This is a genomic window from Exiguobacterium sp. s101 (genome assembly GCF_018617835.1).
Lineage (GTDB): Bacteria > Bacillota > Bacilli > Exiguobacteriales > Exiguobacteriaceae > Exiguobacterium > Exiguobacterium marinum.
Genome location: NZ_JACSKX010000001.1, coordinates 286,336 through 312,038, shown reverse-complemented (window position 1 = coordinate 312,038; position 25,703 = coordinate 286,336). Strand labels below are relative to the sequence as shown.

Here is a 25,703-nt window from a genome sequence, read left to right as displayed (position 1 = left end):
TCTGTCATCGTACGGAGGAGGGGTCGTAGTGGCGACAAATTTGGCTGCAATCCAACGGGAGCAAGCGCTTCTGTTACTCGAGGCGGATGCTGAAAAAATCCGTTGTCTGATTGAAGTACAGTTAGAAAACCTTAAAATGCCGAAGTGCCCGCTTTATGAAGAGGTGCTTGATACACATATGTTTGGACTATCGCGCCAAATTGATTTTGCGGTTCGTCTTGGACTTATTTCAGACATTGAAGGTAAAGGACTGCTCGATTCATTGGAACAAAAGTTGTCTGCCTTGGCAGAAGCTTCAGAATTATGAACCTTATACTCAAACTGTGCAAGTGGCGCTGTTTGAGTATTTTTTTATAAAGGTTGTCGGATTGTTTTACATAAGGAAGTGAATACATGAAAGCACGGTTTCGGTATTTTGATTTTGCGTTGTTTTTGTCAGTGCTCTTGCTTGTCGGGCTAAGCTCCATCATGATTTATAGTGCGAGCGTATGGAATCGGGGGGACTACGCGAATAACAGTCTATTCTATCGTCAGCTCTTTTACGTAGGAATCGGGATTGTTATCTACTTGATTGCGACGTTGTTCCGCTACGAGATGTTTCGTAAGAAGGGTCTCCGGCTCAGTCTCTATGCGGTGTCCGTCATTCTGTTATTTGTCACTTGGGCGATGCCCCCTTTAAACGGAGCGCGGGCTTGGTTGATCATTGGTGGATTAACGATTCAACCGGTCGAGATCGCAAAATTCGTTCTCATCATTTTACTTGCGAATTACTACCATGAATTATGGAATAACGAGTTGAAAGGGTTACCGGGTCGACTAGCCCGAGCCGCCATTGTGAAAAAAGGGTGGCGCGCACAAATCGGTGCCTTCTTTTTAGTACCGGTCCTCTTTTACTTCTCGCTCTATGCCATCGCGATCAACGGTCAACCGGATATGGGTGGATTGTTTGTTCTCGGTTCCATCATGTTGCTCATGTGGTTCGGTGTCGGGGCGCCGCTTCGGATTTTGATTCCTGGGATTTTAGCAGCAATCGGAGCGGTCTTCTTGTTGTTTACGACCATTTTCTCAGAGAATCAACGGAGTCGAATCGAGGTCGTGTTCAACCCATTCATGGACCCGGAAGGATATGGTCACCAATTGCTCATGTCCATCATTTCAATCGTACACGGTGGATTGACAGGGGTGGGACTCGGCAACAGTTTTCAAAAGTACGGGTATTTACCAGAACCTGAGACCGACTACATCATGTCGATCATTGCTGAAGAGTTAGGGTTCTTCGGTGTGTTGACAGTTTTGGTACTACTCTTTTTTATCGCGTTTCGCGCGATTCATATCGCCAATCATGCGGATAATCATTTTGCGATGTTCGTCTCGTTTGGTATTGCATCACAAATCATTGTTCAAACGGCCATCAACATCGGTGCGATGTCCGGTTGGTTCCCAGGGACAGGCGTGACCTTACCGCTTGTCAGTTATGGTGGGACATCGCTCATTATGATGATGGGGGTTCTCGGTGTGCTCAGTAGTATCTCGATGCGAAATCGTCATCAAGAAGCGACAAGACGAGAAGAGATTCGAGTGAAGTCAGAAGAAAATGTACAACGTTCACCGCTTCACGTGATCAGGTAATATCAATATCTAATTTCATTAATGGGGGGATTTCATTTGAAAGCAATCAAAAAGTTACTTGTTGCAAACCGTGGGGAAATTGCCATTCGGGTATTCCGAGCGGCAACGGAGTTAAGCATTCGGACCGTGGCCGTCTATTCGCAAGAAGATAGCGGCTCGTTACACCGTTTTAAAGCCGATGAGGCCTATTTAGTGGGACTGGATAAAAAGCCGATCGATGCGTATCTCGATATCGAAGACGTTATTCGCATCGCTAAAGAATCGGGCAGTGATGCGATTCACCCAGGATATGGATTCCTTTCTGAAAATATCGAGTTGGCACGACGTTGCCGCGAAGAGGGGATTATCTTCGTCGGACCTCATGAGTCGCACCTACATGCCTTCGGGGACAAAGTACGTGCACGCCAAAGTGCAATAGCCGCTGGACTCCCTGTCATTCCAGGATCAGACGGGCCACTCACATCTTACGCAGATGCGGAGGCGTTTGCCAACGAGCACAGTTTCCCGCTTATGGTCAAAGCATCTATGGGTGGTGGGGGACGCGGTATGCGTGTCATTCGTACCGAAGCCGAAATGAAAGATTTAATTGAACGTGCGAAATCAGAAGCGAAACAAGCGTTTGGTTCTGATGAAGTGTACATAGAAAAATTAGTTGAACGTCCGAAACATATCGAGGTCCAAATCCTCGGGGATGAGCATGGTCACATCGTTCACTTGTTCGAACGTGACTGCTCGGTTCAGCGTCGCCACCAAAAAGTCGTCGAAGTGGCTCCGTGTGTGACGTTGTCTGAAGCATCTCGACAAGCGATTTGTGATGCAGCGGTTCAACTTATGCGGCACGTTGGATATGTCAACGCCGGTACGGTCGAATTTTTGGTGACTGAAGACGAATCGTTCTACTTCATCGAAGTCAATCCGCGTGTCCAAGTCGAACATACCATTACCGAGATGGTGACAGGCTTTGATATCGTTCAAACACAACTGATGATCGCTCAAGGCGAGTCGCTTCACGGCGATATGATTCAAATGCCACGACAAGAGGACATTAAACTTCTCGGATACGCGATTCAGTCACGTGTTACGTCAGAAGACCCAGGCAACAACTTCATGCCGGACACTGGAAAAATTATGGCGTATCGTTCACCGGGCGGCTTTGGTGTCCGTTTGGATGGTGGGAACGCATATGTCGGTGCAGAAATTTCTCCATACTATGACTCGCTTCTCGTTAAATTGTCGACACATGGGATGACATTTGAACAAGCTGCCTCAAAAATGGTTCGAAACTTGAATGAATTCCGGATCCGTGGAATCAAAACGAACATTCCATTCTTGATTAACGTGATGAAACATGCGAATTTTATCAGTGGCGACTACAACACGTCGTTCATCGATGAGACGCCAGAGCTTTTCGTTTTCCCGAAACGGAAAGACCGTGGAACGAAACTGTTGAACTATATCGGAGACGTCACGGTGAACGGATTCCCTGGTGTCGGATTGAAGGATAAGCCGATTAGCCGTTCAGTACGAATCCCGCATAACCTCCCGTCAGAAGCGAAGCCAGGAACGAAACAAATCCTGACTGAACTCGGACCTGATGGGCTCGCCGACTGGATCAAGCATCAACCTGAACTGTTATTGACAGATACGACGATGCGTGATGCGCATCAGTCATTACTCGCGACACGTATGCGGACGCAGGACATCCTCAATATCGCGGAGCCAACGAGCAAACTGATGCCGGAATTGTTCTCGGTCGAGGCGTGGGGAGGGGCGACATTTGATGTAGCTTATCGCTTCTTGTCTGAAGATCCATGGGTTCGACTCATGAAGCTTCGTGAGAAGATGCCGAATGTCTTGATTCAAATGTTGCTCCGCGGTGCGAATGCGGTCGGATATAAAAACTATGCAGACAATGTCATTGAGAAGTTTGTACATGAAGCGGCTTATGCAGGTGTTGATATATTCCGAATCTTTGACAGTCTCAACAACTTAGAGTCGATTCAACTTGCGATTGATGCGACATTACCGACAGGGAAAGTGGCGGAGGCGGCCATCTGTTATACGGGCGATTTATATGACGGTAACCGCCCGAAATATCACTTACCTTACTACGTCGATCTTGCGAAGAAGCTTGAGGCGAGTGGTGCCCATATCTTGGCAATCAAAGATATGGCTGGTCTCTTGAAGCCAGAATCTGCATATGCACTCGTATCGGCATTGAAAGATGCTGTCGATCTACCGATTCATCTCCATACACACGATGCATCCGGAAACGGGATTTTCACATATGCACGGGCGACAGATGCCGGGGTTGACATCGTAGACGTTGCTGCGAGCTCGTTGTCAGGGATGACGTCACAGCCTTCAGGTGGAAGCTTAGTGTATGCGCTCAACCATCATGAACGTCAACCAAAGATTGATCCAAAACACTATGAAGTCATCAGTGACTACTGGCAAGACGTTCGTCACAACTATGAACCGTTTGAAAGTGATATGCGCGCTCCACATCCGTCTGTATACGAACATGAGATGCCAGGGGGGCAATATTCAAACCTTCAACAACAGGCGAAAGCAGTCGGACTCGGGGACCGTTGGGGAGAAGTCAAAGCGATGTACGCACGGGTCAATATGTTGTTCGGTGATATCGTCAAGGTGACACCGTCATCAAAAGTCGTCGGTGACATGGCGCTCTTCATGGTCCAGCACAACTTGACGGAAGAAGATGTGATGACGCGTGGTCATCAGTTAGACTTCCCAGACTCGGTCGTCGAAATGATGCGAGGTGAGTTAGGGACGCCTCCTGGTGGATTCCCGAAAGAAGTGCAACAAGTCATCTTGAAAGGGGAAGAACCACTAAACGTTCGTCCGGGTAAACTGATCAAGCCGTACGACTTTAAATCTGCAGGTCAAGAACTGTTCGAGAAATTTGAACGACCGGTTACGGACTTTGAGCTTCTCGCCCATGCGCTCTATCCGAAAGTGTATGAAGACTATATCAAACATACAACGACATATGGTGACGTATCGGTGCTCGACACGTTAACGTTCTTCTATGGACTAAACGTTGGCGAGACGATCCATGTTGAAATCGAGACTGGGAAAACGTTGATTATTAAGCTCGTGCAAGTCAGTGCACCAAACGAAGATGGCATTCGTCTCGTCTCTTATGAGATGAACGGGGTACCACGTGAGATTGAAATCAAAGACGTAAACGTCAAGTCGGCGACGACGAGCCGTCCGAAAGTGGACCGGGGGAATCCGAAACAAGTTGGTGCATCGATGCCAGGTTCTGTCTTGAAAGTACTGGTTGAACCAGGCAGTCGTATTCATCGTGGGGAGCAGCTGCTCGTCACGGAAGCGATGAAGATGGAGACGACCATTCAAGCAGCACAAGATGGTGAGATTAAAGCCATCCACATAAAAGAAGGCGACACAATACAAAGTGACGACTTGTTGATTGAATTTGTATAATCAAAAGAAGCATAGTTCGCTATGCTTCTTTTTTGTAGATAGGAGTGAAAATCATGAAACGAGTATGTTGGTTCCGATCGGATTTTAGGCTGACCGATAACCATATGCTACACCGTGTTTTGAAAGATATGGGGGAAGGTGACGACCTAGATTTTGTTTTTTGGTTAAACCCTGAATATTGTGATCCGTTTGAGGTACGCCACGACTACTTCTTTTCGACAATGCGTACCTTTATGGATGATTTAGAAGCGGATGGGTTAGGACTTCGTGTCCTCGTCGCCGAGTCAGAAGCTGACTTCGTGAAACAGCTCGGTGACATCGACGTTCTTTATTTTAATGCGGAATATGTGGAACCATTCAAACAGCGCGACGATCGCGTCATCGAAGCACTTGGTGAAGAAGTGAAAGTCGTACGACTGCTTGACCGGCATCTGTTTCAACCTGATGCGTTTAAGACAAAGAGCGGTGATCCATACAAGGTGTTCACCCCGTTCAAAAAAGCGGCATATTCCGAACAGCCGCCGAAACCTTACGATGTGGATGTCGATCGCTTAGCGCAATTCATTAGCACAAAGAATGAAATACCGAGTGAACTAAAAGACTTGTTCAAACGTTGTGAACGCGAGTGGAAAGGGTTAGGGGAGACCGAGGCGAAGAAACGGTTGACCCGCTTCGTCAATGATCGCATGGTCGATTACGGTGAGAAACGTGACATTCCAAGCATCGCAGGAACGAGTCGATTGTCCCCATACTTACGTACCGGTGTATTGTCGATTCGAACCATCACCGAACATGTATTGTCCGCTAAACAGTCGAAAGGACGCGACACGTATTACGACGAACTATTGTGGCGCGAATTTTACTACATGGTCATGGCAAAGTTCCACGGATTGAAAGAACAACCGTTCAATCCCAAATATAAGTCGCTTGAATGGGAAGAAAATGAGGAACAGTTCGAAAAATGGTGTAACGGGGAGACCGGTTATCCAATTGTAGACGCAGCGATGCGTCAACTGAACGAGACCGGATGGATGCACAACCGTCTGCGTATGATCGTCGCATCTTTCTTGACGAAACACCTCCTTCTCGATTGGCGGAAAGGGGAACGGTATTTCGAACGGAAACTGATTGATTACGAGGCATCGTCGAATATCGGTGGATGGCAATGGGCCGCTTCGGTCGGGACCGATGCTGTTCCATATTTCCGTATCTTTAACCCGACGACTCAATCTGAACGGTTTGACCCCGATGGAACGTTCATTCGGCATTATGTGCCGGAACTGAAGCATGTGTCAGATAAGTCAATTCACTTCCCGGACCCGTCGGAAAGGGAAGATTATCCGAAGCCGCTTGTCGACCATAAAGAAGCGAGAGAACGTGCCCTCGAACGATTTAAAGAATTGTAAACAAAAAAGCGCTGAAGCGCTTTTTTGTTTGAGTTATCCATTCATGTCTTTCAGTCGTGCTACATCTTTCCGAGCTGTCGATCGATAAGCGTGGTAAGAAAGGTATGACAGAATACCAAAGTAGCAAGTAATCAAAAATGCGTGTAGAAGTGGCACGTATGTGGCGTGGCCACCAAGTACGATCCATGCTCCTGTTCCGACTTGAAGAAGGATGAAGAAGAGGGACGCCATCATCCCACGTTCGATCAACTGATCCATCTCTTTCTTCGCTAAGTAGAGAACGAATAATGTGTACAGGACAAGAAGCCCCGCCATCAATCGGTGTCCCATTTGAACATAAGATTCGAACGTCCATACATTTTGATCACAAATCGGCCAACCGACACAAGCGTAAGTCGCTCCTAAATGTCGGACGTACGCTCCCGTATAGACGACAATCATCGTATAAATAGAAAGGCCGTACAGATGAGCGCGCAATTTCTTTGATACAACTTTATGTTCTCGGTCCCCCTCGAATAAGAGAATCGTCAAAATGAGTAACGATGCGAACGACACGAGAGAAATTCCAAAATGAAGGGCCAGGATGGCATCCGACTGTTGCCAAATGACCGCGCCCGCTCCAATGATTGATTGGATGAGCATGAAGATAAATGCGAGAAACGCAAAGATTTTCACATCGACCCGATGTTTGACAGCGATGAACGTCCAAATGGCGAGCGCAATGATGAGAAGACCTTCAATACCGGAGACTACCCGGTGACTGTATTCAATCATCGTTTCAACACTGGGATTGGTTGGGATTAATTTTCCGTGACAGAGTGGCCAGTCCGTCCCACAACCATCCCCTGAGTCCGTCTTCGTCACGGTTCCACCCATGATGAGGACAAGCATCATTCCGAGGGTGACAAACCCTGAGAAAAACGCGAGTTTTTTATGCATGCATTACCACCTGCTTCTAATCAAAATCCGATAAAATTGTGCCTTGTTTATTTATATTTTTTTCGCCATACTTATTATACGGCTTTCTGTTCGAAAAACGAAATGGAAAAGCTTGCAATCGTTATCAAAAACGTTATTCTAATATTAGTAAAGCACATTAGGTGTGACAAATATCACACTATCGACACAAAAAACTCGCTATTTCACAAGCATAAAAGGCGTATTTTATAAAGAAATATGGTATCTTTGTAGAGAGTTAAGTGTATTTTGTTCATATTGTGTTTTTTCTGTGAAGAGAATGCGAGGATTTCGTGATTATGTGGGGGGGTCAGTATGACAAAAGTCAACCCAGGAATGACGGTAGAGGTAGAATATACAGAGTCAACGTCATTTCGAGATTACGTCGCTTTAGCGAAAATGGGAATCGTTCGTGCCAACTTGTTGTTGGTGTTTGCGGGATTCTTCGTGGCAGCGACGTATCAGAGCGATACGCCAGTACTTTACTTGTTTGAAGTTTGGCCACAGCTCTTATTAACGATGTTAGGAAGCGCACTCGTGATTTCGGGGAGTTGTTACCTAAACAACTTCGTGGACCGAGATATCGATTACTTAATGGATCGTACGGACAATCGACCGAGTGTAACCGGCAAGATTTCAGGGGAGAAAATCTTACTCCTCGGATTGACACAACTTGCGATTGGAACACTGTTATTGCTCCTTGTATCGTACGTCGCTGCAGTATTCGGTTTAATCGGGGCATTTTTTTATGTCGTGATTTATACGATGTGGCTCAAGCGTACGAGTACGCTCAATACGGTCGTCGGGAGTATTTCGGGAGCCGTTCCACCGCTCATCGGTTGGGCAGCACTTGACCCGACACTTCATATCGATGCGTGGCTCATGTTTCTTGTCATGTTTTTATGGCAACCACCGCACTTCCTAGCGCTCGCGATGCGACGCACGGAAGAGTATCGAGCGGCAGGCATTCCGATGCTTCCGGTCGTGAACGGATTTGCCATCACGAAACGGCAAATCATCTGGTGGATTGCGACGCTAATTCCAGCATCGCTCTTATTTATGCATTACGATCTTGTTTACTGGACAGTCGCAGCCGGTTTAGGGGGCTACTGGTTGTATCTCGGGTTGAAAGGATTCAACGCCGAGGATGAAATCAAGTGGGCAAACAAAATGTTCTTCTATTCATTAATTTATTTAGTCGTGTGGATTATCGCGCTGATTTTGACAGCACTCTGGTGACCGCACTCACTATATAGAAAACCATTACACATCATTTTGGGAGAAAGTGGGGATTGTTGTGAAATCATTTAAGAAGCTTCTGTTTGGCATCGTCCCGATGATGATGTTCGCAGTCCTGTTGTCAGGTTGCGGTCAAGAGGGATTGTCTGCATTGAAGCCGATGGGAGAAGGGGCTGAGCTTCAGCTCCGCATCATTCTCATCAGTTTGGCGATCATGCTCTTCGTACTCATCATCGTCTCGATCATTTACGTGTACGTGCTCATGAAGTTCCGTCGGAAAGATGAATCGATTCCGAAGCAAGTTGAAGGTAGCAGTACACTTGAGATGATTTGGACAGTCGTTCCGATTATCCTTCTCATCATTCTCGCTGTTCCGACAATCACGACGACTGTCGAACTCGCGAAAGCGAAAGAAGCGAAAAAAGAAGAAGAAATCAACGTTACAGCAAACTTGTACTGGTGGGAATTTGAATATCCAGAAGCAGGTGTTGTGACAGGGCAAGAGCTCGTCATTCCAGTCGGAAAACGAGTCGGCATCAACTTGACGTCTAAAGATGTCATTCACTCATTCTGGGTACCGGCTTTATCTGGTAAAACGGATACGAACCCAGGACTTGATAACGAAATGTGGTTGCATGCAAATGAACCAGGTACTTACTACGGGAAATGTGCAGAGCTTTGCGGTCCGTCACATGCCCTTATGGACTTTAAAGTCATCGCGCTCGAGCAAGAAGAATACGATCAATGGCTCGCTGACATGAAAGCCAAGCAAGACGATAACGGTGAGAATCTCGTCGCAGACAACACGAACTTGACGACAGGTGAACAAGTGTATGTCGAAAGTTGCTTGAGCTGTCACGGCGGCGGTAAAGTGGCGCCAAGTTTAACGAACTTCGGTGATCGTGAATGGCTCGCAGGTCACCTCGAAAACAACGAGGACAACTTGAAAGAGTGGATTCGTGACCCGCAAGAGAAGAAACAAGGGGCTCTCATGCCAGGTTTCAATGAAGGTCAAATCAGCAACGAAGAATTAGACGCACTCGTTGACTTCTTGTATGAGCAGAAGATTGACTAACGGGAAAAGGGGGATTTCACGTGGCACAGACCACTGCAATGCAGCAATCGCGTAAATACAATGGCATCATGGATTGGATTACGACGGTTGACCACAAAAAAATCGGTATTTTGTATTTGTTCTCAGGAATCTTCTTCCTCCTTCTCGGTGGAATTGAAGCATTACTGATTCGCTGGCAACTTGTTAAACCAATGAATGATTTCGTCAGCGGTGAGACATTTAACCAGTTGATTACGATGCACGGGACGACGATGATCTTCCTAGCGGCGATGCCGATGCTATTCGGCTTCATGAACGCGGTCACACCGCTTCAAATCGGGGCACGCGATGTTGCGTTCCCGTTCATTAACTCATTAGGGTTCTGGTTGTTCTTCTTCGGTGGAGTCATGCTCAACTTGAGCTGGTTCTTCGGAGCAGCACCAAACGCAGGTTGGACGGCTTATGCGCCGCTCTCAACACAACCGGAAGCGACAGGGGTAGACTTCTACGCCCTCGGTCTTCAGATTTCAGGTTTCGGTACATTGATGGCCGGGATTAACTTCCTCGTCACAATCTTGAACATGCGTGCGCCAGGAATGAAACTCATGCGCATGCCACTCTTCACATGGACGACTTTCGTTGCATCGGCATTGATCGTCTTTGCGTTCCCACCACTTACGGTCGGATTGTTCATGTTGATGTTCGAGCGACTCTTCGGAGCTGCCTATTTTGACCCGGCACTTGGCGGGAACGTCGTCATCTGGGAACACCTTTTCTGGATCTTCGGTCACCCGGAAGTATACATTTTGATTTTGCCGGCATTCGGTATTTTCTCGGAGATCATTCCAACATTCGCGCGTAAGCGCCTCTTCGGTTATACGACGATGGTCTTCGCGACAATGCTCATCGGTTTCCTTGGATTCATGGTTTGGGTTCACCACATGTTCACAGTCGGTCTCGGTCCAGTCGCTAACTCGATTTTCGCTGTTGCGACAATGGCCATCGCCGTACCGACCGGTGTTAAAATCTTTAACTGGCTCTTCACACTGTGGGGCGGTCAAATTAAATTCAACGTCGCTATGCTTTACTCAGTCGCGTTCATTCCTTCATTCCTCGTTGGTGGGATGACAGGTGTTATGCTTTCAGTCGCACCCGCTGACTATCAGTACCACGACAGCTACTTTGTTGTCGCTCACTTCCACTACGTTATCGTAGGTGGGGTTGTATTCGGTCTCTTCGCAGGACTTTACTACTGGTTCCCACTCATGTTCGGAAAAGCCCTTTCTGAAAAGCTTGGATACTGGCAGTTCTGGTTGTTCTTTATCGGATTCCACTTGACGTTCTTCCCGCAACACTTCCTCGGATTGTTCGGTATGCCACGTCGAGTCTTCACATACCTCGATGGTCAAGGTTGGGATACACTCAACGTACTCTCGACAATCGGTGCATTCTTCATGGGTGTGTCAACGATTGTCTTGCTCGTCGCTGTTGTGAAAGCCTTCTTGTCAAAAGAACGCGTCAAAACAGACCACTGGGGAGACGGACGTACGCTTGAGTGGACACTTCCTGTTCCGACTCCGGAGTACAACTTTGCACAAACACCACTCGTCAAAGGACTTGATACGTTCTGGCTCGAGAAAATGGCAGGCAACAAACGCGTGTCAGTCGCTGAGGAAGTTTCGGACATTCACATGCCGAACAACTCGCTCATTCCGTTCTTCATGTCACTCGGCCTCTTTATCGCAGGACTCGGTGCCATCTTCCAGATGGATAACACGGTCGTCGGTTGGTCATTGATTGGATTTGGATTAGCGATGACGTTCGTCTCGATGTTCCTACGTTCTTGGATTGACGATCACGGCTACTACATTCCGAAGTCACAAGTCGAAGCAGACTTGAAAGCGATTCGTGAGAAAGGAGAACAATAAATGGCACATGCAGTTGAAAAACACCCAGTGACCGGTATCCCGGCCAATCCAGAGAAAGCAACACTGGAAGGGAAAAATAAATATGTGGCCTTCTGGTTCTTCCTTGGTGGAGAGACAGTCCTCTTCGCCTCGCTCTTTGGAACATACGTTGGTCTCTTGAACTCTGGTGCGCCAGAGGAATTACGTTCGTATAACATTTTCGAAATGGAGCTCGTCTTCATCATGACGATGCTCCTCCTGACAAGTTCACTTACAAGTGTCCTTGCGATGATGAACATGAAGGCAAACAATCCAGGACGTATGAAGCTTTGGTTGATTGTGACGCTCCTTCTTGGTGCCGGATTCCTTGGTGCTGAGATTTACGAGTTCATTCACTACTACCACATCGGTCACACGTTCACGTCGAGCGCATTCGGTTCAGCCTTCTATACGTTAGTTGGTTTCCACGGCGCGCACGTAACGTTCGGTCTCCTCTGGATCACGACACTATTGATTCGTAACTGGAACCGTCCGATCGATGTATACAATGCACCAAAGTTCTATGTATCGAGTCTATATTGGCACTTTATCGACGTTGTTTGGGTCTTCATCTTCTCAATCGTCTACCTCTTAGGGATGGTGAACTAATATGGAAAAACGAGTAATGAACGAATCTCACAAGCAGTTAGAGCTTGAAGTAAAAGCAGAGTCGAAACGTGAGTATCAGCTTCAATTGATCAGTTTCGCGATGATGATTTTACTCACATTCGTGGCATTCGGCGCCGTCTATGCGGAATTGATGCCGGTGTGGGCAGCAGGTGGTTTCTTAATCATCTTGGCGGTCATCCAAGTCTTCCTACAGTTATATATCTTCATGCATATGAATAACCGTGGGAACACGTGGATTGTTGGCATGATGTGGCTAGGTATCTTTATCGCCATCATCACGGTCGCTGCACTCCGCTTACTCATTTGGTAATTGTGACAAAGGATTGAACATCTGTGGAAACACGGATGATTCGGTCCTTTTTCCTTTACTTCAAAAATGAATGAATAGTAATCTTGAAGTGAACGGTTTCAAAGGTTAGGGAGAGAAAGAAAAGGGGTGAACGGATGCTCTGGAATACGTCGGAGCTGCTCAATCAATTTGATTGGCTCACGTTATGGAGTCCGCTGTTCGGATTGCTCATGGTCGGGATTTATGTATTATACGCCGTCGTGACAGAGAGAATGGTGAAGCGAGGATATGCCTCGACCACGTTGTTACAAAAGTTTAGTATGTTGTTTGCCATTGTTTTGTATTACATCGGTTTTGGAAGTCCAATCGATGTCATGGCACATATCATTTTATCGGTGCATATGTTCCAGATGGTGCTCGTCTACATTTTGGCACCGGCACTCGTCGTTTATGGTCTGCCGTACTGGGTGTTTGAAAAAGTACTTAGCTTCAAGTTCATTGGACCGATGTTTAAGTTTTTAACGACGCCACTGATTGCGCTCATTTTATTCAACGCATTGTTCTCGATTTACCATATGCCGGTCGTATTCGACTACGTCTTGACGAACTATGGCGTTCACCGGATCTTCCACGGTGCACTAGTCGTCTTTAGTTTGACGATGTGGTATCCGGTCATCGTTCCGCTCGTCTCAGATGAAGAGGAAGGAATGTCCGATTTGAAACGAATGGTATATATTATCGCCAACGGGGTCTTGTTGACACCGGCCTGTGCGCTCATCATCTTTAGTCAAACGACGCTTTATAATGCGTATACGGATCCGCAGACGTTTGCGACGGTCCTTGGATACTGTCTACCGAACGGTGACGTGTCCGGAATCGATTTAGAGGCGTTAATGGGAGCGACGAATAGCGCGCTCGAAGACCAACGTTTCGGTGGGGTTCTCATGAAACTCGGTCAAGAAATCGTGTATGGTTTCTTCTTCGGCTGGACGTTCTTCGGCTGGGTGCGTCGGACGAAATCTCTTGCTCTCGATGAAGGTATGTCATTCACTCCGCAAGAAACAAATGAGAAAAATTAAAAAGAACAAAAGGGGAAACGTTGATGAACTATCTTGCCTTAATTAGTGTGTCATTCATCGTCATCAGTGCGATTCTAGTCGCCATCGGATGGGTGATTATCGCAAAAGACCGCAGCAACATTGAAAAACATAAAAAGGTGATGACGGCTGCCGCGATTGCAGCGACGACGTTCTTCATCCTATACGTCTCGCGTACCATTTTTGTGGGAAACACGGCATTCGGAGGACCGGATTCAGTGAAACCATTCTATCTCGGGTTTATGATTTTCCATATCCTTCTCGCGACAACAGGTGGTGTCCTCGGATTGATCACGCTCTATCTCGGTTATAAAAATAAAATCGAGAAACACCGTAAGATTGGACCAAAAGCTTCAGTCGTCTGGTTCTTTACGGCTATTACGGGTGTGACGGTGTACATTCTTCTCTATGTGGCATATGACCCTGGTGAAACGACGAACGTATTCCGCGCGATAATCGGAGGATGATTTATAGAGAGGGAGAGCTGTATGAAAAGGAATAGCTATTTGACGGTCGGTTTGACCGTCTTGACGCTTGTTGTCATCGGAGTAGCCGTGTATTTTGTTTTCTTCAATCAAGACGACCTACCCGTCATTCAAGAGCCAACCCCGTTCACATTGACGAACGCATTAAATGAAGAGACGTACAATTCCGATAATGGAAAAGTGAAAATCGTGACGTTCTTTTACACGAACTGTCCAGATATTTGTCCGCTCACGTTACGTGATTTCATGAAGCTCGAAAAAGAATTAAAAGATGAGAACTTATACGGCTCAGACGTAGAACTCGTCGCCATCACGGTCGACCCGGACGTGGATACCGTGCCCGTACTTAAAAACTATGGTGAGGCGTTCCAAGCGGAGCCGACGGGATGGAAGATGTTGACGGGAGACCAGGTCGACATCGACCGCATCACGCGTCAACTTCAATTTTATTATTCCAAGGCGAACAGTGGACTCGTGACGCACGCGACGACGATGTACGTCATCGACCGCCATCATGATGTCCGGGCTGTCGCGCAGATGGCAACGGCAGGGGATGAACCGGTCGATATCGAATCTATCATGGAGGACGTTAAAGTGCTCGCGAATGAAAAGGAGTGATCACCATGAACGATACGATGGCTGTGATTGGGAATGACTATTCATACGGAGACGTGACGATTGCGGAACGGGCGATTGAAGATTTGATCGCATGTAGCGCGATTGAATTCGACTTGAAAGAAGTGAAAGTCGTTTCTCGCTCGAAAGACCACTATGATTATCAAATCATTGCACCATTATCACTCGTCGAGGCAGAGCGATTGTATCGCTATGTTCGAGACCAATTCGATTTATTGCTCGGTCAAGTCGATGTGACGTTGACCGTCATTGCGACGAACTGATTAAAGCCCACGGAAGCGAATCTGCTTCGGTGGGCTTTGTTTCCATTCGTACTTTTTAATGAGATTGATACAAGATTAAAATTTTATTCTTAAGTGGGTCATGAAAAAGTTCTGCAAAGAAGCAATACCCATCTTGAAAGTCATCTAGGTCTGCTTCATTTGAAAGGACGATATGAGATTTGTATGACTCGTTCCATTGAGATCGAATATCGCTGATTGATTGAGGATCTAATATATTTCGATCATGTATTTGATAAGTTGAGAGATAAAGAGTCTGGATGGATTCAGAACAAATCATTTGTTCTAATTCATTGATTGAATTAGGCAGAGGAAGCACTTCTAATTGGATGCGTGACGCCCCAGTGTATAAGATGTTGCCCTCTCTTTCAAAATAAATCGAGTGATTCAAGGTCGGGAGCCTCCGATCTAGTCAAAAAACAAACCCCTTCGCTTATGCAAGGGGTTTGACTTCTAATGTTTCTGCGAGTGCTTTTAGACGGTGCTCACAGTCGCGGACGATTTCTTCTGGGAAGACTTCATCGTATTCAACACCATGTGGATAATAATGCTTTCCTAAAATCGGTGTAAGCATTTTGACAACAGCGTGACGATCTTCGATTTGACCTTCGATCGCGTATACAGGTAAGCGAAGATAGAATGTTTCGCCAGTCGATTGTTTCTCATATTTCATGTCATACGTGGCACGCTCGTAATCCCAAGCACCTTCACGGATGAAATGATGATGATCCATGATCGTCTCGAGCAAACCAAAACGGATTTCTTTTCCCTCGATGTGGAACTGCTCAAATTTCATCATAATCCCCCTTTTCGAATAAACCTCATATGTCATCATACCATATTCAAAAACGTTCTTGGAATAACGTGTGTTCAAATTGTGAAAAAAAGATGAACGATTAATCAGCCGAGTGTATTTAAGTATTTCTCGATTTTTTGCGGGAGTTTCACGCCGAGCGGTAGCAGTCCTTCCGACCCGAAAAAGACGTTGAATTCCAAAATATAAAATCCATCTTCTGTCACGATGACGTCAAACGCTGCGTGATTGATGGATAACGTATTCGCAATCGATTGAACTTCTTTGACGACGTCTTCCGGGATGTCTTCGTACGAGAAGTTAGCCCCTTGAGCGACGTTGTTTAAAAAGGCCTCACTGACACGCCAATAGGCACCGACGACTTCTTCTCCAATCACGATAACACGTAAGTCGCGGTCATTCGGGATGAACTCTTGGACATAGAACGTATCATGTTTCTCGACGTATTCTAACCAGTCCTGGTCGTTTTTAATCAACCATACGCCTTGACCCATCGAGGACTTGGCTTTTTTGGCGACGAACGGATAGTGGAACTCTTCCAAGACGCGTTCAATTGTGTATGGGTTTTTTCCGTAAATCAACGTCTTCGGAATCCGGTGCGGATACGTCGCTTTAAATGCACGCGTCATCTCGATTTTGTCATGACCGAGGTGATATGTCGCAGGAGACGGGAAAATGGCTTTGTTCATCCCATAGATGATGGAATTGACCATCCAATACTCGGGGAACAAGACGAGGTCGGCAGCGCGTACCTTGTCGAGTTGGTCGAAATAATATTCGGGTTTCGCATAATCCGTCTTGATGCCGGCTGATCGAATCATATTAAAAGAAACTTTTTTCATATACAGACGCACATGGTGCGTCTCTTCACTTCCTTTCTACATTGAACGCCTTGCGGTCACATTCAATTATAGTGTGGATTGCTTACATAGGGAAACAATTGTGGTAAAATCATGGCAGAAAGGGTGAGGGGTATGATAATCACTGAACAGACGATTGCCCTGCTCGATCAAACAGAAGAATTGACCGATTTGATTGAAGCAAGCGAATCGTTTCAAACATATATTCAAACGAAAGCGGCACGGCGCACATCGCAGGAAGCCAAGGAAATCGAGCGCGAGTTTTTAAAGATGAAAGAAGATTACGAATATGTCCAACGTTTCGGGAAACATCATCCGGATCATGACCGCATAAAAAAAGAGATGCATCTCATCAAACGTCGTCTCGACGTTCAGCCGGAAATTGCGGCGTTCAAAAAAGCGGAACGAAACTTGGATAAGTTGTTAGGGGAAGTGAGTGAACTATTGGCTCATTCAGTCTCTCCTAAAATCAAAGTCCCGACCGGCAACCCATTCTTTGACGAAGGTGGATGTTCCGGAGGGGGCAGCTGCGGAGGAGGCGGAAGTTGTGGATGCGCCGTCTAAGTTGAATGAACGGATTGGTATCGTCGTATATGTGAATTCCTTGAAACAATTGAAGGCACTCAGACGTTATGCAAACCTGTACTTTGTCTCGAAACGAGAGAAGTATGCTTTTCTTTACACGGACCTCGAAGGTTATGAAACCGTAATCGAACAAGTGAAGGCTCTGCCATTCGTGGAAGCGGTCGTTCGGAGTGAGCGTCCGTTCGTTTCAGAAACGTACGAGACAAAATTGAAATAATCAAAAAGATGAAGGTGGTGTCACCTTCATCTTTTCTGCTGGAGGGAAAGACATGCGTGTCATATCTGGAGAACGAAAAGGGACCCGATTGAAGGCGGTCCCGGGCACGGCTACGCGGCCGACGACGGATAAAGTGAAAGAGTCATTATTTAACATCATCGGACCTTATTTTTCCGGGGGGAAAGCGCTAGACCTTTACGCGGGTAGCGGAGGACTAGGAATCGAGGCATTATCGAGAGGTTGTGACGAAGCCATTTTCGTCGACCGTCAACCGAAAGCCGTCCAAACGATTCAAGAGAATTTACAGACGACCCATTATGAAGAGAAAGGGAAGGTATATCGTCAAGATGCCAAAGCTGGGCTCGAGCAGCTCAAACTGAAACAGGAATCTTTCAAACTCATCTTTATGGACCCTCCCTATCATGCGGAAGAACACGTTGCGTTCTTACAACTAATCGATGAGTCTGACATGTTGATCGATATCGGCGTAATCGTCTGTGAACACGGTAGTGACGTGACGTTACCGGAGCGAGTGGGACGATTTGAACGAATTAAAGAACAGCGATACTCAGATGTGATCACCATCAGTTTTTATGAGTATGCATCGATTGAGGAGTGAAACGAATGAAACGAATTGCGATTTGTCCGGGTAGCTTTGACCCCATCACGAACGGACATCTAGATATAATTGAACGAGCGGCGGCCATTTTTGACGAGGTCATTGTCGCCGTCCTTGAGAATTCAAGCAAGGCCCCACTGTTTGATGTGGAAGAACGATTAGGACTTATACGAGATGTGACGACACATCTTCCAAACGTGTCGGCCGATGCGTTCGGTGGATTACTTGTCGAGTATGCTGCAGAGCGGGAAGCGGCGACGATTGTCCGTGGGCTTCGTGCGGTATCGGATTTTGAATACGAGCTTCAAATCGCATCAATCAACAAAAAGTTGAATGAGAACGTAGAGACGTTATTCATGATGACGAATAGTCAATATTCGTTCCTCAGCTCGTCCATCGTCAAAGAAGTGGCGAAATACGGTGCATCGGTCAGTGAGCTCGTACCGGAGCAAGTCGAAGTGGCGTTACGGAAAAAATATCAAGTGAGCTCGGGACAATGAAATCGTTAAAAATTGGTCTTGGTCTACTTGTTACAGTGCTGCTCTTTCTTTTCGTACCGCTCCCTTACTACATCTCCTCACCTGGAGCGGCGACCTCGATTGAAGAGTTCCTGACTGTCCAAGGCGGCGTAAAGGATGAGGGGGAACTGATGATGGTGACGATCTCCCAACGACGCGCGACACCTTTTTGGTTAGTAGAAAGTTGGGTCACACCGTTCACGGAAGCGAATTTATCTAGTCGCTATTTATATGACGGTGAAAGCGAAGCAGATTACGACCGTCGTCAGAAATTATTAATGGATTCGTCGCAACAAGCAGCGATTCAATATGCCTATAAACTCGCTGGCAAGGAAGTGACAGTCGACTTTGATGGAATCTATGTGTCCGCACCGATTCCAGGGTCGCTCGCTGCCAATATATTAAAGCCCGGAGATGTTATCACCGCAATTGACGGGATGTCTTTTGCAACACGTGGAGACTTTTTAAAGCGGGTGATGGAATTTGATGCAGGTGATGAAGTGAGATTGACGATTGAGAGAGACGGGGAAGAGCGCATCGTCAAAACGCTCATTCAACCGATTGACCAGAGCGGCGATCGGGTCGGAATCGGGATATACGAGCCCCTTCCCGTGCAGGAAATCACAGCCAACCCTGAAGTGAATGTGTCCTTGACGAATGTCGGAGGACCCTCCGCAGGATTGATGTTCACGCTTGAAATTTATGATCAATTGACGCCGGGTGATTTGGCGAATGGCAAACGGATTGCCGGAACGGGAACGGTCGATGAGGAAGGAAATGTCGGACCGATTGGGGGCGCGTGGCAGAAAATCGTCGCGGCCGATGAAGAAGGCGCGGAAGTTTTTTTTGTCCCATCTGGTTCGAACTATGAAGAAGCGCTTGAATCGCGAGACCGTCTCGACAGTGACATCGAAGTTGTCCCTGTGAAGACGGCCGAAGATGCGATTCGTTATTTAGAAGAAATGAACTGAGGGCGTTGGCGATGTTCAATCAACTCATCGTTTTGAAGAGGGAGTCGATACGCTTCGGTTACACGGGCTTCGAAGTCGAGACGTGCATCGAACTTACTGACGATTGGAAGGTCTTGTTTCACATCTCGTAGCGCAAGTCGCCCAATTTCATTAAATGCGAGCGGTCTCACGTATGGGACATCTTCAAAAAGTGTCGGTACTTCCTCTTTTAACCAATGAAGCAGAACTGACACAAATGCCCGTTGAATCGCGGTACGCGTGTAACGACGTGTCGAGACGGCAGTAAGGGCCTGGTCAAAAGAAGTCTCTAATCCTGCACGTATAAGCCGCGGTGCGAGAGATGCATCAATCCCTACGAGTTCAGTTAGCGTGGTGAATGGAAGTGTTCGAAGTTTATATTGCAAGACTGGCCAATACAATTCCCAATGGGTCATCGATTGCGTCCGAAACATCGCTTCTGTCGCTTTTGGCACGGCACGAACTTCTCCAGAGTCCAAGTAATGTGCCCGAATGCCTGTCGCTGACATGACGTCCGCCAATGAAGGATCATGATAATCCGCACCTAGTCGTTTGACCGTGTGCAACTGAATCGTCTTCGCCGCTTTGGCGTAATGATAGGCCAAAATATTATTAGGGCGAGTCAAATCAAATGTAGGATAGACGGTCTGAAACGCACGACTCGAAGCTTGTGCAGATGAATGACCTGCTTGTAGCGCTTGACGGAGTTCCTTTTTATATATCGGCATCTCTTCGACGTCTGCTCGTGCTGCATGAAGAATAGCATCGACATCACCGCTCTCGCTCCCGAACGATAAGGTTTGGCAACCGAGTTGTTCTGCGATTGAGACAGCGGCTGTGGCGAAACGGTCGGCGCGCTGCACACCATATTGGGTCGGCAGTTCGATGACAAGGTCGATGCCACCGCTCTCGACGGCCGCTTTTGCCCGTTTCCACTTATCGAACGAGGCCGGTTCTCCTCGTTGAGTGAACTGTGCACTCATGATGGCAATCATGATATCAGCCCCTGTTTCTTGACGTGCAGTTTGCGCTTGGTAATAGTGCCCGTTGTGAAATGGGTTGTACTCTGCAATAATGGCCGTCTTTTGCATGATTTACTCCTTTGCATTGTCGTATGGATTGGTGTAAGATGAGTAAGTACGCTTTGGCAAAGCGCCGTCGTCAACTGATTTTAGTGTAAAGAAAAAACATTGACAAAACAAGTTGGCCTATCTATAATTCATATTGTTGCAATTGAGGTGATTCGGATGAAATGGTCTATTGCACAGCTACTTAAGCTCCGAAACCAGGGTGACGGTTTTACAATCGATGAGATGGTAGAACTACCAGAGCTGACTCAGCTCCATCCGGATATCCGTTCGATTCGCCCGGTGCATGTGCACGGGGATGCATCGTTCACATCTAATCAAGTTACATTCAATCTGAAGATTCAAGGGGACCTGACGTTGCCAGATGCGCGAACGTTAGAAGATGTCACTTATGAATTCGATATTGAATCGCTCGAGCCTTTCTTTTTGGAGAATGGGCGTTATACGGAGCAATTCGATGACGTGAATTTGCCAGAAGGAAATACGATCAGTCTTGTACCGATTGTAAAAGAGCTCATCATGTTAGACGTCCCGATGCAAGTTTACGGGAACGAAACAGACAAAACTCAGGTTGAAGGAGAAGGCTGGACGCTCACTGACGATCAGCCCGAAACCCAACCAAAAATTGACCCGCGCTTCGCGGGACTGGCTGACCTGTTCTCGAAAAAAGAGAACGAGGAAGGTTAACTTTTCAAGGAGGTGGACAACGATGGCAGTACCATTCCGTAGAACGTCGAAAACTCGCAAACGTCTTCGTCGTACTCACTTCAAACTCAACGTACCTGGTATGAACGAGTGCCCGAACTGTGGGGAAATGAAACTTTCACACCGTGTTTGCAAATCTTGCGGACATTACAACGGTAAAGAAGTAACAAGCAAATAATGCGAGAAGAAGCGATCTGATTTCAGGTCGCTTCTTTTTTGTTTGCGATTTTTGGGTCATAGCGAAAAGATGTGGTAAACTTTTTGTGCGAAAATAGTTTTTATAGGAGGAGCGCAACTATGAACTCCATCAAACGTATCGGGATAATCGGAAACGGAGCGGTCGGACTATTGATGGCATCCTTACTTGCTGATGATTATGAGGTGACAGTCTATGGACGAAACATATCATCACCTGACGAGCGGCTATCCATTACGAGGACAGGTATGACGAATGGATCAGCGCATGTATCTCTCAAGTCTAGCGAGGCGTTACAAGAGACCGACGAGGACATCTTCTTTGTCACGACAAAAGCCCATCAAGTAGAGGGAGCTACGGAGCGACTGACAGGAAAAGTGCCGGTCTTCATTTGTTCAAATGGGATCGCACATCTTGACTATGCGAAACGCCGAGGCTTTCATTTGGGAATCGTCGAACACGGTGTGACGAAATCAAGGGGCGGAATAGAACACCGAGGACTCGGACGTATTCGAATCGGAAGTTCGACAGGTCTTCCTCCGATTCAGATTAAAGAGAGTCCGCTCCAGCTTGTGTGGGAAGAGGATATCGAACAAGTCGTCATCGAAAAGCTATTCGCCAATGCCATCATCAATCCCATCACAGCATTATGTCGTGTCCCGAATGGAGCACTCGTTAACTCTCCATATCGTGAGATTGCGCAGTCAATTTATCGTGAGTTGACGCCGTTGTTTCCGCAACAAGTCCCATACACATACATTGAGTCAATCATCGCAAGCACCGCGGAGAACCGTTCCTCGATGCTTCGAGACATTGAAGAAGGTAGGCCAACAGAAGTGGATGCAATTTTAAAGCCGGTGATTGAAAAAGCCGCTCTGACGCAGAATTCACTCACCGTCATTCCACTGCTACATAAATTGATTATAGGAGCGAGCGCATCGTGTTAGTGTATATCGTTTCATTTCCACTCATCTTATGGTTTATGGTGTATATGATACTTAGAAAAATTATGCCGAAATCAATCAACTCATTTAAACTCGCCTGTGATACTGGAGTTCTCCTATGGTTTTATGCATGTGGCGTTTTACTTGAGGCTATCGTCGGGACGGAAGTGTTTCTTTTATTCCTTGCTATTTGTTGTGCCATTTTTCCAATCAATGCAATCTGGCAGCGGATTCGATACGAGGAAGTATTGTTTACAAAGATGTTTGTCCACGGCTGGCGTTTGCTCTTTTTGCTCCTTGTGCCGACACATGCGATTTTATTCGCAATCGGTGTGGCTCGAGAAATGATTCGTTGATTGATTGAAAGGAAGTTGTTATTCGTGAAAGTAGAAGCATTTGATGCCCTATATACACCCACATCTCCGATGATTCAAGTGGAGCATGGGTACGGGCGTTGGCTCGATTATCGAGGCATGGATGAGGTCGAGAAACGTGCGCAGGAGATTACGGGACGCTCCTATGAACATTTGCATGAGATTGTCCATATTTTAAAACAGCAGCAACGGCAGTTTGGGGAACTATCGGATCGACTAGTAGCGAACCTTGATCTACTCGAACAGCGAGAAGCATACGTCATGGTGACGGGACAGCAGGTTGGCGTATTCGGTGGACCTTTGTTTGCTGTGTACAAACTGTTGGCAGTCATCAAACGGGCGAAGCAGGCAGAGAAAAAACTAGGAAAGCCGGTCCTTCCGATTTTTTGGATGGCGACGGAGGACCATGACTTCGCTGAAATCAATCATGTTTTCACGACCCAGACGTTTTCGAGAACTTTAAAGAAAGATGCTTTGTCCACAATTCCGCTAGCAGGAAAAGCTTCCGTAGGGGAACTGGAGTTCGATCGTCTAAAGCTCGAGCTTGTTCAAATGGCGCAGCAGTTACTATTGAACGAGACGGAGACCCCGTATACCTCTGATTTGTACAATGAGTTAATCGACCTTATTCAAATGAGCCATTCTTTCGCTCAGTTTTTTGGTAGGATGATGCGTCGATTCGTAGGAACTGATTTTTTGTTATTTGATCCACATACTCAAGACGTCCGTGCACTCGAACGTCCGATGTTCCGACGTCTCATCGAACATCAAGACGCGCTCCAGCATACGCTCGCCCATTCCTATGAAGAAGGAATGCCGTCAGTAGAATTAAATAAAGAGGCGGCACATCTGTTTTATCATGACGGCACGCGTGAGTTGCTCACAAAAATTGATGGGGTGTATACGACCAAACGTGGACATCGATTCACGGAGACAGAGTTGCTCAGTGAAATAGAAGCGCACCCGGAACGTTTTTCAAACAATGTGGTCTCACGCCCGCTCATGCAAGAATATTTGTTTCCGACACTTGGGTACGTCGGTGGTCCCGGCGAAATCGCTTACTGGTTGCAACTACGTCCGTTATTCCATGAACTCGGATGGAAGATGCCGCTTCTCCTCCCACGTCTTGGTGGCGTGATCGTGTCGAGAAATGATGAAAAAAAATTACGACAAGAAAGCGTGACCTTAGAGGAATATATGAAACAGCCACTACCGGACTATCCATTTGATGATGAATCGTTCGAAGCGAAGTTGTATGCATTTCGGACGCTCACGGAAGCGGTCAGTCAGGAAGCAAGTAAGCACGGAAGACGATTCGAATCGAAGTCGAAACATGTTCTCGAGCAGTTGGCAGATGAGATGCGTGCTGAAGCGAAACGGAATCAATATCGATTGAACGCCCGGCGGATTCATCTTTCGACCCGACTGTTCCCGATGGATACTCCTCAAGAGCGTATTTTATCGATGGTTCCGATTTTAAACCGTCACGGTCTAGACGTTTTTCATCGGTTGAAACCAGTTTATGAAGACTCAGAAGCGGAGCGTTGTTTATTCCTTGTATAACATTTTCATAAGGGCTCTTGACATTTGTCAGGAGTTTTTTTTTGTTGTTACCTTTTTGTTTCCTCTTTTCGCTAAAAACCTGTACGGACCTTGACATTTTTATGATAAAGTAAGTGTAATAATACAGTTGAAATATGTAGGTTGAGAGGGTTTTTTGAATGTTTGAGCATGAAACGGTTTTAAAAATGGAGTCCATCGAGGGATTGAACATCAAACCTGATGGGGTATATGTGGATTGTACGTTAGGTGGAGCGGGTCATAGTGAAGAAATCGCAAAGCGTCTAACGACGGGTCAACTATATGCATTCGACCAAGATGACGTCGCACTCGCACATGCGAAAGAGCGATTGGCTCCTTATGAAGGCCGTGTGACGTTTATAAAGAGCAACTTCGTTCACTTGAAAGAAGAACTTCAGCAACATGGTGTCATGAATGTGGACGGTGTACTATTCGACCTAGGCGTTTCCTCGCCACAGCTAGATGAGGCAGAACGTGGATTTAGTTACAATTATGACGCACCACTCGATATGAGAATGGACCGGTCACGGGAGTTTTCAGCCTATCATATTGTGAATGAATGGTCGTTTGGGGAACTTGCTCGTATTTTCTTTACATACGGGGAGGAAAAGTTTTCAAAACAAATCGCACGAAAAATTGAGCAAGCTCGTGCTGATAAACCGATTGAGACGACGTTCGAGCTTGTCGACTTGATTAAAGAAGCGATTCCTGCACCAGCACGACGCAAGGGCGGTCATCCGGCGAAGCGGACGTTCCAAGCCATTCGAATTGCCGTCAATGACGAATTGAACGTATTCGACCGTGCCGTTCAAGATGCAATCGATTTACTCGCAGTGAACGGACGGATCTGTGTCATTACGTTCCACTCATTAGAAGACCGAATTTGTAAGCAAGTGTTTAAAGAACGGAGCCAATATCCACCGTTACCACCAGGATTGCCGGTCATTCCAGAAGAATTCGAACCCGAGCTCAAACTCATCACGCGTAAACCGATCGTGGCGAGTGAAGGAGAACTCGAAGATAATCGTCGTTCACGCTCAGCTAAACTGAGAGTGGCCGAAAAACAAAAATAATTTAGCTAGTAGGAGGGATA

28 protein-coding genes are annotated in these 25,703 nt (G+C 46.6%); 24 read left to right on the top strand and 4 right to left on the bottom strand.

The features are described from left to right. Window positions 1-28: 28 nt before the first annotated feature. The 4 genes from KNO76_RS01595 (at window position 29) to KNO76_RS01580 (ending at window position 6,506) form a co-directional block, all read left to right on the top strand. A complete protein-coding gene (locus KNO76_RS01595) occupies window positions 29-307 on the top strand; it encodes an Fpa/YlaN family protein (RefSeq protein WP_214698112.1) in 279 nt (92 codons plus the stop codon). Window positions 308-393: 86 nt separating this feature from the next. Beyond that, window positions 394-1,629, top strand: coding sequence for an FtsW/RodA/SpoVE family cell cycle protein (locus tag KNO76_RS01590; RefSeq protein ID WP_214881760.1), 1,236 nt, complete (start codon window positions 394-396; stop codon window positions 1,627-1,629). A gap of 21 nt (window positions 1,630-1,650) precedes the next feature. After that, window positions 1,651-5,100, top strand: coding sequence for a pyruvate carboxylase (locus KNO76_RS01585; protein ID WP_214881757.1), 3,450 nt, complete (start codon window positions 1,651-1,653; stop codon window positions 5,098-5,100). A gap of 53 nt (window positions 5,101-5,153) precedes the next feature. After that, window positions 5,154-6,506, top strand: coding sequence for a cryptochrome/photolyase family protein (locus KNO76_RS01580; RefSeq protein ID WP_214881754.1), 1,353 nt, complete (start codon window positions 5,154-5,156; stop codon window positions 6,504-6,506). Between the two features lie 33 nt (window positions 6,507-6,539). Here KNO76_RS01580 and KNO76_RS01575 read toward each other — a convergent pair whose 3' ends face one another. Continuing rightward, entirely contained in the window at window positions 6,540-7,445 is a 906-nt protein-coding gene (locus KNO76_RS01575; protein ID WP_214881751.1) for a COX15/CtaA family protein, read from the bottom strand. A gap of 333 nt (window positions 7,446-7,778) precedes the next feature. Here KNO76_RS01575 and cyoE point away from each other — a divergent pair, with 333 nt between their 5' ends. The 9 genes from cyoE (at window position 7,779) to KNO76_RS01530 (ending at window position 15,102) form a co-directional block, all read left to right on the top strand. Continuing rightward, window positions 7,779-8,702, top strand: a complete 924-nt coding sequence (gene cyoE / locus KNO76_RS01570) for a heme o synthase (RefSeq protein WP_214881748.1) — start codon at window positions 7,779-7,781, stop codon at window positions 8,700-8,702. Between the two features lie 97 nt (window positions 8,703-8,799). Continuing rightward, window positions 8,800-9,777 carry a cytochrome c oxidase subunit II gene (gene coxB, locus KNO76_RS01565; RefSeq protein ID WP_214882010.1) on the top strand — a complete coding sequence of 326 codons (978 nt, stop codon included), beginning with the start codon at window positions 8,800-8,802 and terminating at the stop codon, window positions 9,775-9,777. 38 nt (window positions 9,778-9,815) lie between these two features. Continuing rightward, window positions 9,816-11,684 (top strand): cytochrome c oxidase subunit I, encoded by a 1,869-nt coding sequence (gene ctaD, locus KNO76_RS01560; protein ID WP_214702872.1) that lies wholly within the window; start codon window positions 9,816-9,818, stop codon window positions 11,682-11,684. Beyond that, entirely contained in the window at window positions 11,685-12,311 is a 627-nt protein-coding gene (locus KNO76_RS01555) for a cytochrome (ubi)quinol oxidase subunit III (protein ID WP_015881284.1), read from the top strand. 1 nt (window position 12,312) lies between these two features. Further along, on the top strand, window positions 12,313-12,642 hold the full coding sequence (locus KNO76_RS01550) for a cytochrome C oxidase subunit IV family protein (protein ID WP_214733659.1): 330 nt from the start codon (window positions 12,313-12,315) through the stop codon (window positions 12,640-12,642). 134 nt (window positions 12,643-12,776) lie between these two features. Beyond that, window positions 12,777-13,700, top strand: coding sequence for a cytochrome c oxidase assembly protein (locus tag KNO76_RS01545; RefSeq protein ID WP_214881745.1), 924 nt, complete (start codon window positions 12,777-12,779; stop codon window positions 13,698-13,700). Between the two features lie 23 nt (window positions 13,701-13,723). Next, a complete protein-coding gene (locus tag KNO76_RS01540; RefSeq protein WP_214698118.1) occupies window positions 13,724-14,185 on the top strand; it encodes a DUF420 domain-containing protein in 462 nt (153 codons plus the stop codon). A 21-nt stretch (window positions 14,186-14,206) separates the two neighbouring features. After that, the gene (locus KNO76_RS01535) at window positions 14,207-14,821 is read left to right on the top strand and encodes an SCO family protein (protein WP_214881735.1); all 615 of its coding nucleotides are present in this window, start codon (window positions 14,207-14,209) and stop codon (window positions 14,819-14,821) included. A 5-nt stretch (window positions 14,822-14,826) separates the two neighbouring features. After that, a complete protein-coding gene (locus KNO76_RS01530) occupies window positions 14,827-15,102 on the top strand; it encodes a hypothetical protein (RefSeq protein WP_214881733.1) in 276 nt (91 codons plus the stop codon). A gap of 451 nt (window positions 15,103-15,553) precedes the next feature. Here KNO76_RS01530 and KNO76_RS01525 read toward each other — a convergent pair whose 3' ends face one another. Continuing rightward, window positions 15,554-15,916 (bottom strand): YugN family protein, encoded by a 363-nt coding sequence (locus tag KNO76_RS01525; protein WP_214881730.1) that lies wholly within the window; start codon window positions 15,914-15,916, stop codon window positions 15,554-15,556. Between the two features lie 104 nt (window positions 15,917-16,020). Next, on the bottom strand, window positions 16,021-16,776 hold the full coding sequence (locus KNO76_RS01520) for an ATP-grasp domain-containing protein (protein WP_214881727.1): 756 nt from the start codon (window positions 16,774-16,776) through the stop codon (window positions 16,021-16,023). A 132-nt stretch (window positions 16,777-16,908) separates the two neighbouring features. Here KNO76_RS01520 and KNO76_RS01515 point away from each other — a divergent pair, with 132 nt between their 5' ends. Genes KNO76_RS01515 through KNO76_RS01495 form a run of 5 tightly spaced genes read left to right on the top strand, consistent with a single transcriptional unit; the run spans window position 16,909 to window position 19,704 of the window. Then, a complete protein-coding gene (locus KNO76_RS01515; RefSeq protein ID WP_026826338.1) occupies window positions 16,909-17,358 on the top strand; it encodes a YlbF/YmcA family competence regulator in 450 nt (149 codons plus the stop codon). Beyond that, window positions 17,342-17,596 carry a DUF2129 domain-containing protein gene (locus tag KNO76_RS01510; protein WP_235181850.1) on the top strand — a complete coding sequence of 85 codons (255 nt, stop codon included), beginning with the start codon at window positions 17,342-17,344 and terminating at the stop codon, window positions 17,594-17,596. The genes KNO76_RS01515 and KNO76_RS01510 overlap by 17 nt, the downstream gene beginning before the upstream one ends. 52 nt (window positions 17,597-17,648) lie before the next feature. Beyond that, entirely contained in the window at window positions 17,649-18,215 is a 567-nt protein-coding gene (rsmD, locus tag KNO76_RS01505; RefSeq protein WP_214881724.1) for a 16S rRNA (guanine(966)-N(2))-methyltransferase RsmD, read from the top strand. Window positions 18,216-18,220: 5 nt separating this feature from the next. Next, the gene (gene coaD / locus KNO76_RS01500) at window positions 18,221-18,715 is read left to right on the top strand and encodes a pantetheine-phosphate adenylyltransferase (protein WP_026826335.1); all 495 of its coding nucleotides are present in this window, start codon (window positions 18,221-18,223) and stop codon (window positions 18,713-18,715) included. After that, a complete protein-coding gene (locus tag KNO76_RS01495) occupies window positions 18,712-19,704 on the top strand; it encodes a SepM family pheromone-processing serine protease (protein WP_214881722.1) in 993 nt (330 codons plus the stop codon). Before coaD ends, KNO76_RS01495 begins: the two co-directional genes overlap by 4 nt. On the opposite strand, the gene KNO76_RS01490 is transcribed toward KNO76_RS01495, so the two are convergent. Next, window positions 19,683-20,813, bottom strand: coding sequence for a tRNA(Met) cytidine acetate ligase (locus KNO76_RS01490; protein WP_214881719.1), 1,131 nt, complete (start codon window positions 20,811-20,813; stop codon window positions 19,683-19,685). The genes KNO76_RS01495 and KNO76_RS01490 overlap by 22 nt on opposite strands. A gap of 156 nt (window positions 20,814-20,969) precedes the next feature. On the opposite strand from KNO76_RS01490, the gene KNO76_RS01485 reads away from it, so the two are divergent. From KNO76_RS01485 to rsmH, 6 genes are all read left to right on the top strand, one after another. Further along, window positions 20,970-21,497, top strand: a complete 528-nt coding sequence (locus tag KNO76_RS01485) for a YceD family protein (protein WP_026826332.1) — start codon at window positions 20,970-20,972, stop codon at window positions 21,495-21,497. Between the two features lie 22 nt (window positions 21,498-21,519). Then, window positions 21,520-21,693 (top strand): 50S ribosomal protein L32, encoded by a 174-nt coding sequence (rpmF, locus tag KNO76_RS01480; protein WP_015881300.1) that lies wholly within the window; start codon window positions 21,520-21,522, stop codon window positions 21,691-21,693. A gap of 119 nt (window positions 21,694-21,812) precedes the next feature. Beyond that, on the top strand, window positions 21,813-22,658 hold the full coding sequence (locus KNO76_RS01475; RefSeq protein ID WP_214881716.1) for a ketopantoate reductase C-terminal domain-containing protein: 846 nt from the start codon (window positions 21,813-21,815) through the stop codon (window positions 22,656-22,658). Then, window positions 22,652-23,011 carry a DUF3397 domain-containing protein gene (locus KNO76_RS01470; protein WP_026826330.1) on the top strand — a complete coding sequence of 120 codons (360 nt, stop codon included), beginning with the start codon at window positions 22,652-22,654 and terminating at the stop codon, window positions 23,009-23,011. Before KNO76_RS01475 ends, KNO76_RS01470 begins: the two co-directional genes overlap by 7 nt. A 24-nt stretch (window positions 23,012-23,035) precedes the next feature. Then, window positions 23,036-24,592 carry a bacillithiol biosynthesis cysteine-adding enzyme BshC gene (gene bshC, locus KNO76_RS01465; RefSeq protein WP_353047851.1) on the top strand — a complete coding sequence of 519 codons (1,557 nt, stop codon included), beginning with the start codon at window positions 23,036-23,038 and terminating at the stop codon, window positions 24,590-24,592. A gap of 158 nt (window positions 24,593-24,750) precedes the next feature. Further along, window positions 24,751-25,683, top strand: a complete 933-nt coding sequence (gene rsmH / locus KNO76_RS01460; RefSeq protein ID WP_214881713.1) for a 16S rRNA (cytosine(1402)-N(4))-methyltransferase RsmH — start codon at window positions 24,751-24,753, stop codon at window positions 25,681-25,683. Window positions 25,684-25,703 lie beyond the last annotated feature (20 nt).

Excerpts from the sequence above, each read along its gene's own strand:
- KNO76_RS01590 (WP_214881760.1), top strand. The coding sequence starts at position 394 with ATGAAAGCACGGTTTCGGTATTTTGATTTTGCGTTGTTTTTGTCAGTG.
- KNO76_RS01585 (WP_214881757.1), top strand. The coding sequence starts at position 1,651 with ATGGGGGGATTTCATTTGAAAGCAATCAAAAAGTTACTTGTTGCAAAC.
- KNO76_RS01580 (WP_214881754.1), top strand. The coding sequence starts at position 5,154 with ATGAAACGAGTATGTTGGTTCCGATCGGATTTTAGGCTGACCGATAAC.
- KNO76_RS01575 (WP_214881751.1), bottom strand. The coding sequence starts at position 7,445 with ATGCATAAAAAACTCGCGTTTTTCTCAGGGTTTGTCACCCTCGGAATG.
- cyoE (WP_214881748.1), top strand. The coding sequence starts at position 7,779 with ATGACAAAAGTCAACCCAGGAATGACGGTAGAGGTAGAATATACAGAG.
- coxB (WP_214882010.1), top strand. The coding sequence starts at position 8,800 with ATGATGATGTTCGCAGTCCTGTTGTCAGGTTGCGGTCAAGAGGGATTG.
- ctaD (WP_214702872.1), top strand. The coding sequence starts at position 9,816 with ATGCAGCAATCGCGTAAATACAATGGCATCATGGATTGGATTACGACG.
- KNO76_RS01555 (WP_015881284.1), top strand. The coding sequence starts at position 11,685 with ATGGCACATGCAGTTGAAAAACACCCAGTGACCGGTATCCCGGCCAAT.
- KNO76_RS01550 (WP_214733659.1), top strand. The coding sequence starts at position 12,313 with ATGGAAAAACGAGTAATGAACGAATCTCACAAGCAGTTAGAGCTTGAA.
- KNO76_RS01545 (WP_214881745.1), top strand. The coding sequence starts at position 12,777 with ATGCTCTGGAATACGTCGGAGCTGCTCAATCAATTTGATTGGCTCACG.
- KNO76_RS01540 (WP_214698118.1), top strand. The coding sequence starts at position 13,724 with ATGAACTATCTTGCCTTAATTAGTGTGTCATTCATCGTCATCAGTGCG.
- KNO76_RS01535 (WP_214881735.1), top strand. The coding sequence starts at position 14,207 with ATGAAAAGGAATAGCTATTTGACGGTCGGTTTGACCGTCTTGACGCTT.
- KNO76_RS01530 (WP_214881733.1), top strand. The coding sequence starts at position 14,827 with ATGAACGATACGATGGCTGTGATTGGGAATGACTATTCATACGGAGAC.
- KNO76_RS01525 (WP_214881730.1), bottom strand. The coding sequence starts at position 15,916 with ATGAAATTTGAGCAGTTCCACATCGAGGGAAAAGAAATCCGTTTTGGT.
- KNO76_RS01520 (WP_214881727.1), bottom strand. The coding sequence starts at position 16,776 with ATGAAAAAAGTTTCTTTTAATATGATTCGATCAGCCGGCATCAAGACG.
- KNO76_RS01515 (WP_026826338.1), top strand. The coding sequence starts at position 16,909 with ATGATAATCACTGAACAGACGATTGCCCTGCTCGATCAAACAGAAGAA.
- rsmD (WP_214881724.1), top strand. The coding sequence starts at position 17,649 with ATGCGTGTCATATCTGGAGAACGAAAAGGGACCCGATTGAAGGCGGTC.
- coaD (WP_026826335.1), top strand. The coding sequence starts at position 18,221 with ATGAAACGAATTGCGATTTGTCCGGGTAGCTTTGACCCCATCACGAAC.
- KNO76_RS01495 (WP_214881722.1), top strand. The coding sequence starts at position 18,712 with ATGAAATCGTTAAAAATTGGTCTTGGTCTACTTGTTACAGTGCTGCTC.
- KNO76_RS01490 (WP_214881719.1), bottom strand. The coding sequence starts at position 20,813 with ATGCAAAAGACGGCCATTATTGCAGAGTACAACCCATTTCACAACGGG.
- KNO76_RS01485 (WP_026826332.1), top strand. The coding sequence starts at position 20,970 with ATGAAATGGTCTATTGCACAGCTACTTAAGCTCCGAAACCAGGGTGAC.
- rpmF (WP_015881300.1), top strand. The coding sequence starts at position 21,520 with ATGGCAGTACCATTCCGTAGAACGTCGAAAACTCGCAAACGTCTTCGT.
- KNO76_RS01475 (WP_214881716.1), top strand. The coding sequence starts at position 21,813 with ATGAACTCCATCAAACGTATCGGGATAATCGGAAACGGAGCGGTCGGA.
- rsmH (WP_214881713.1), top strand. The coding sequence starts at position 24,751 with ATGTTTGAGCATGAAACGGTTTTAAAAATGGAGTCCATCGAGGGATTG.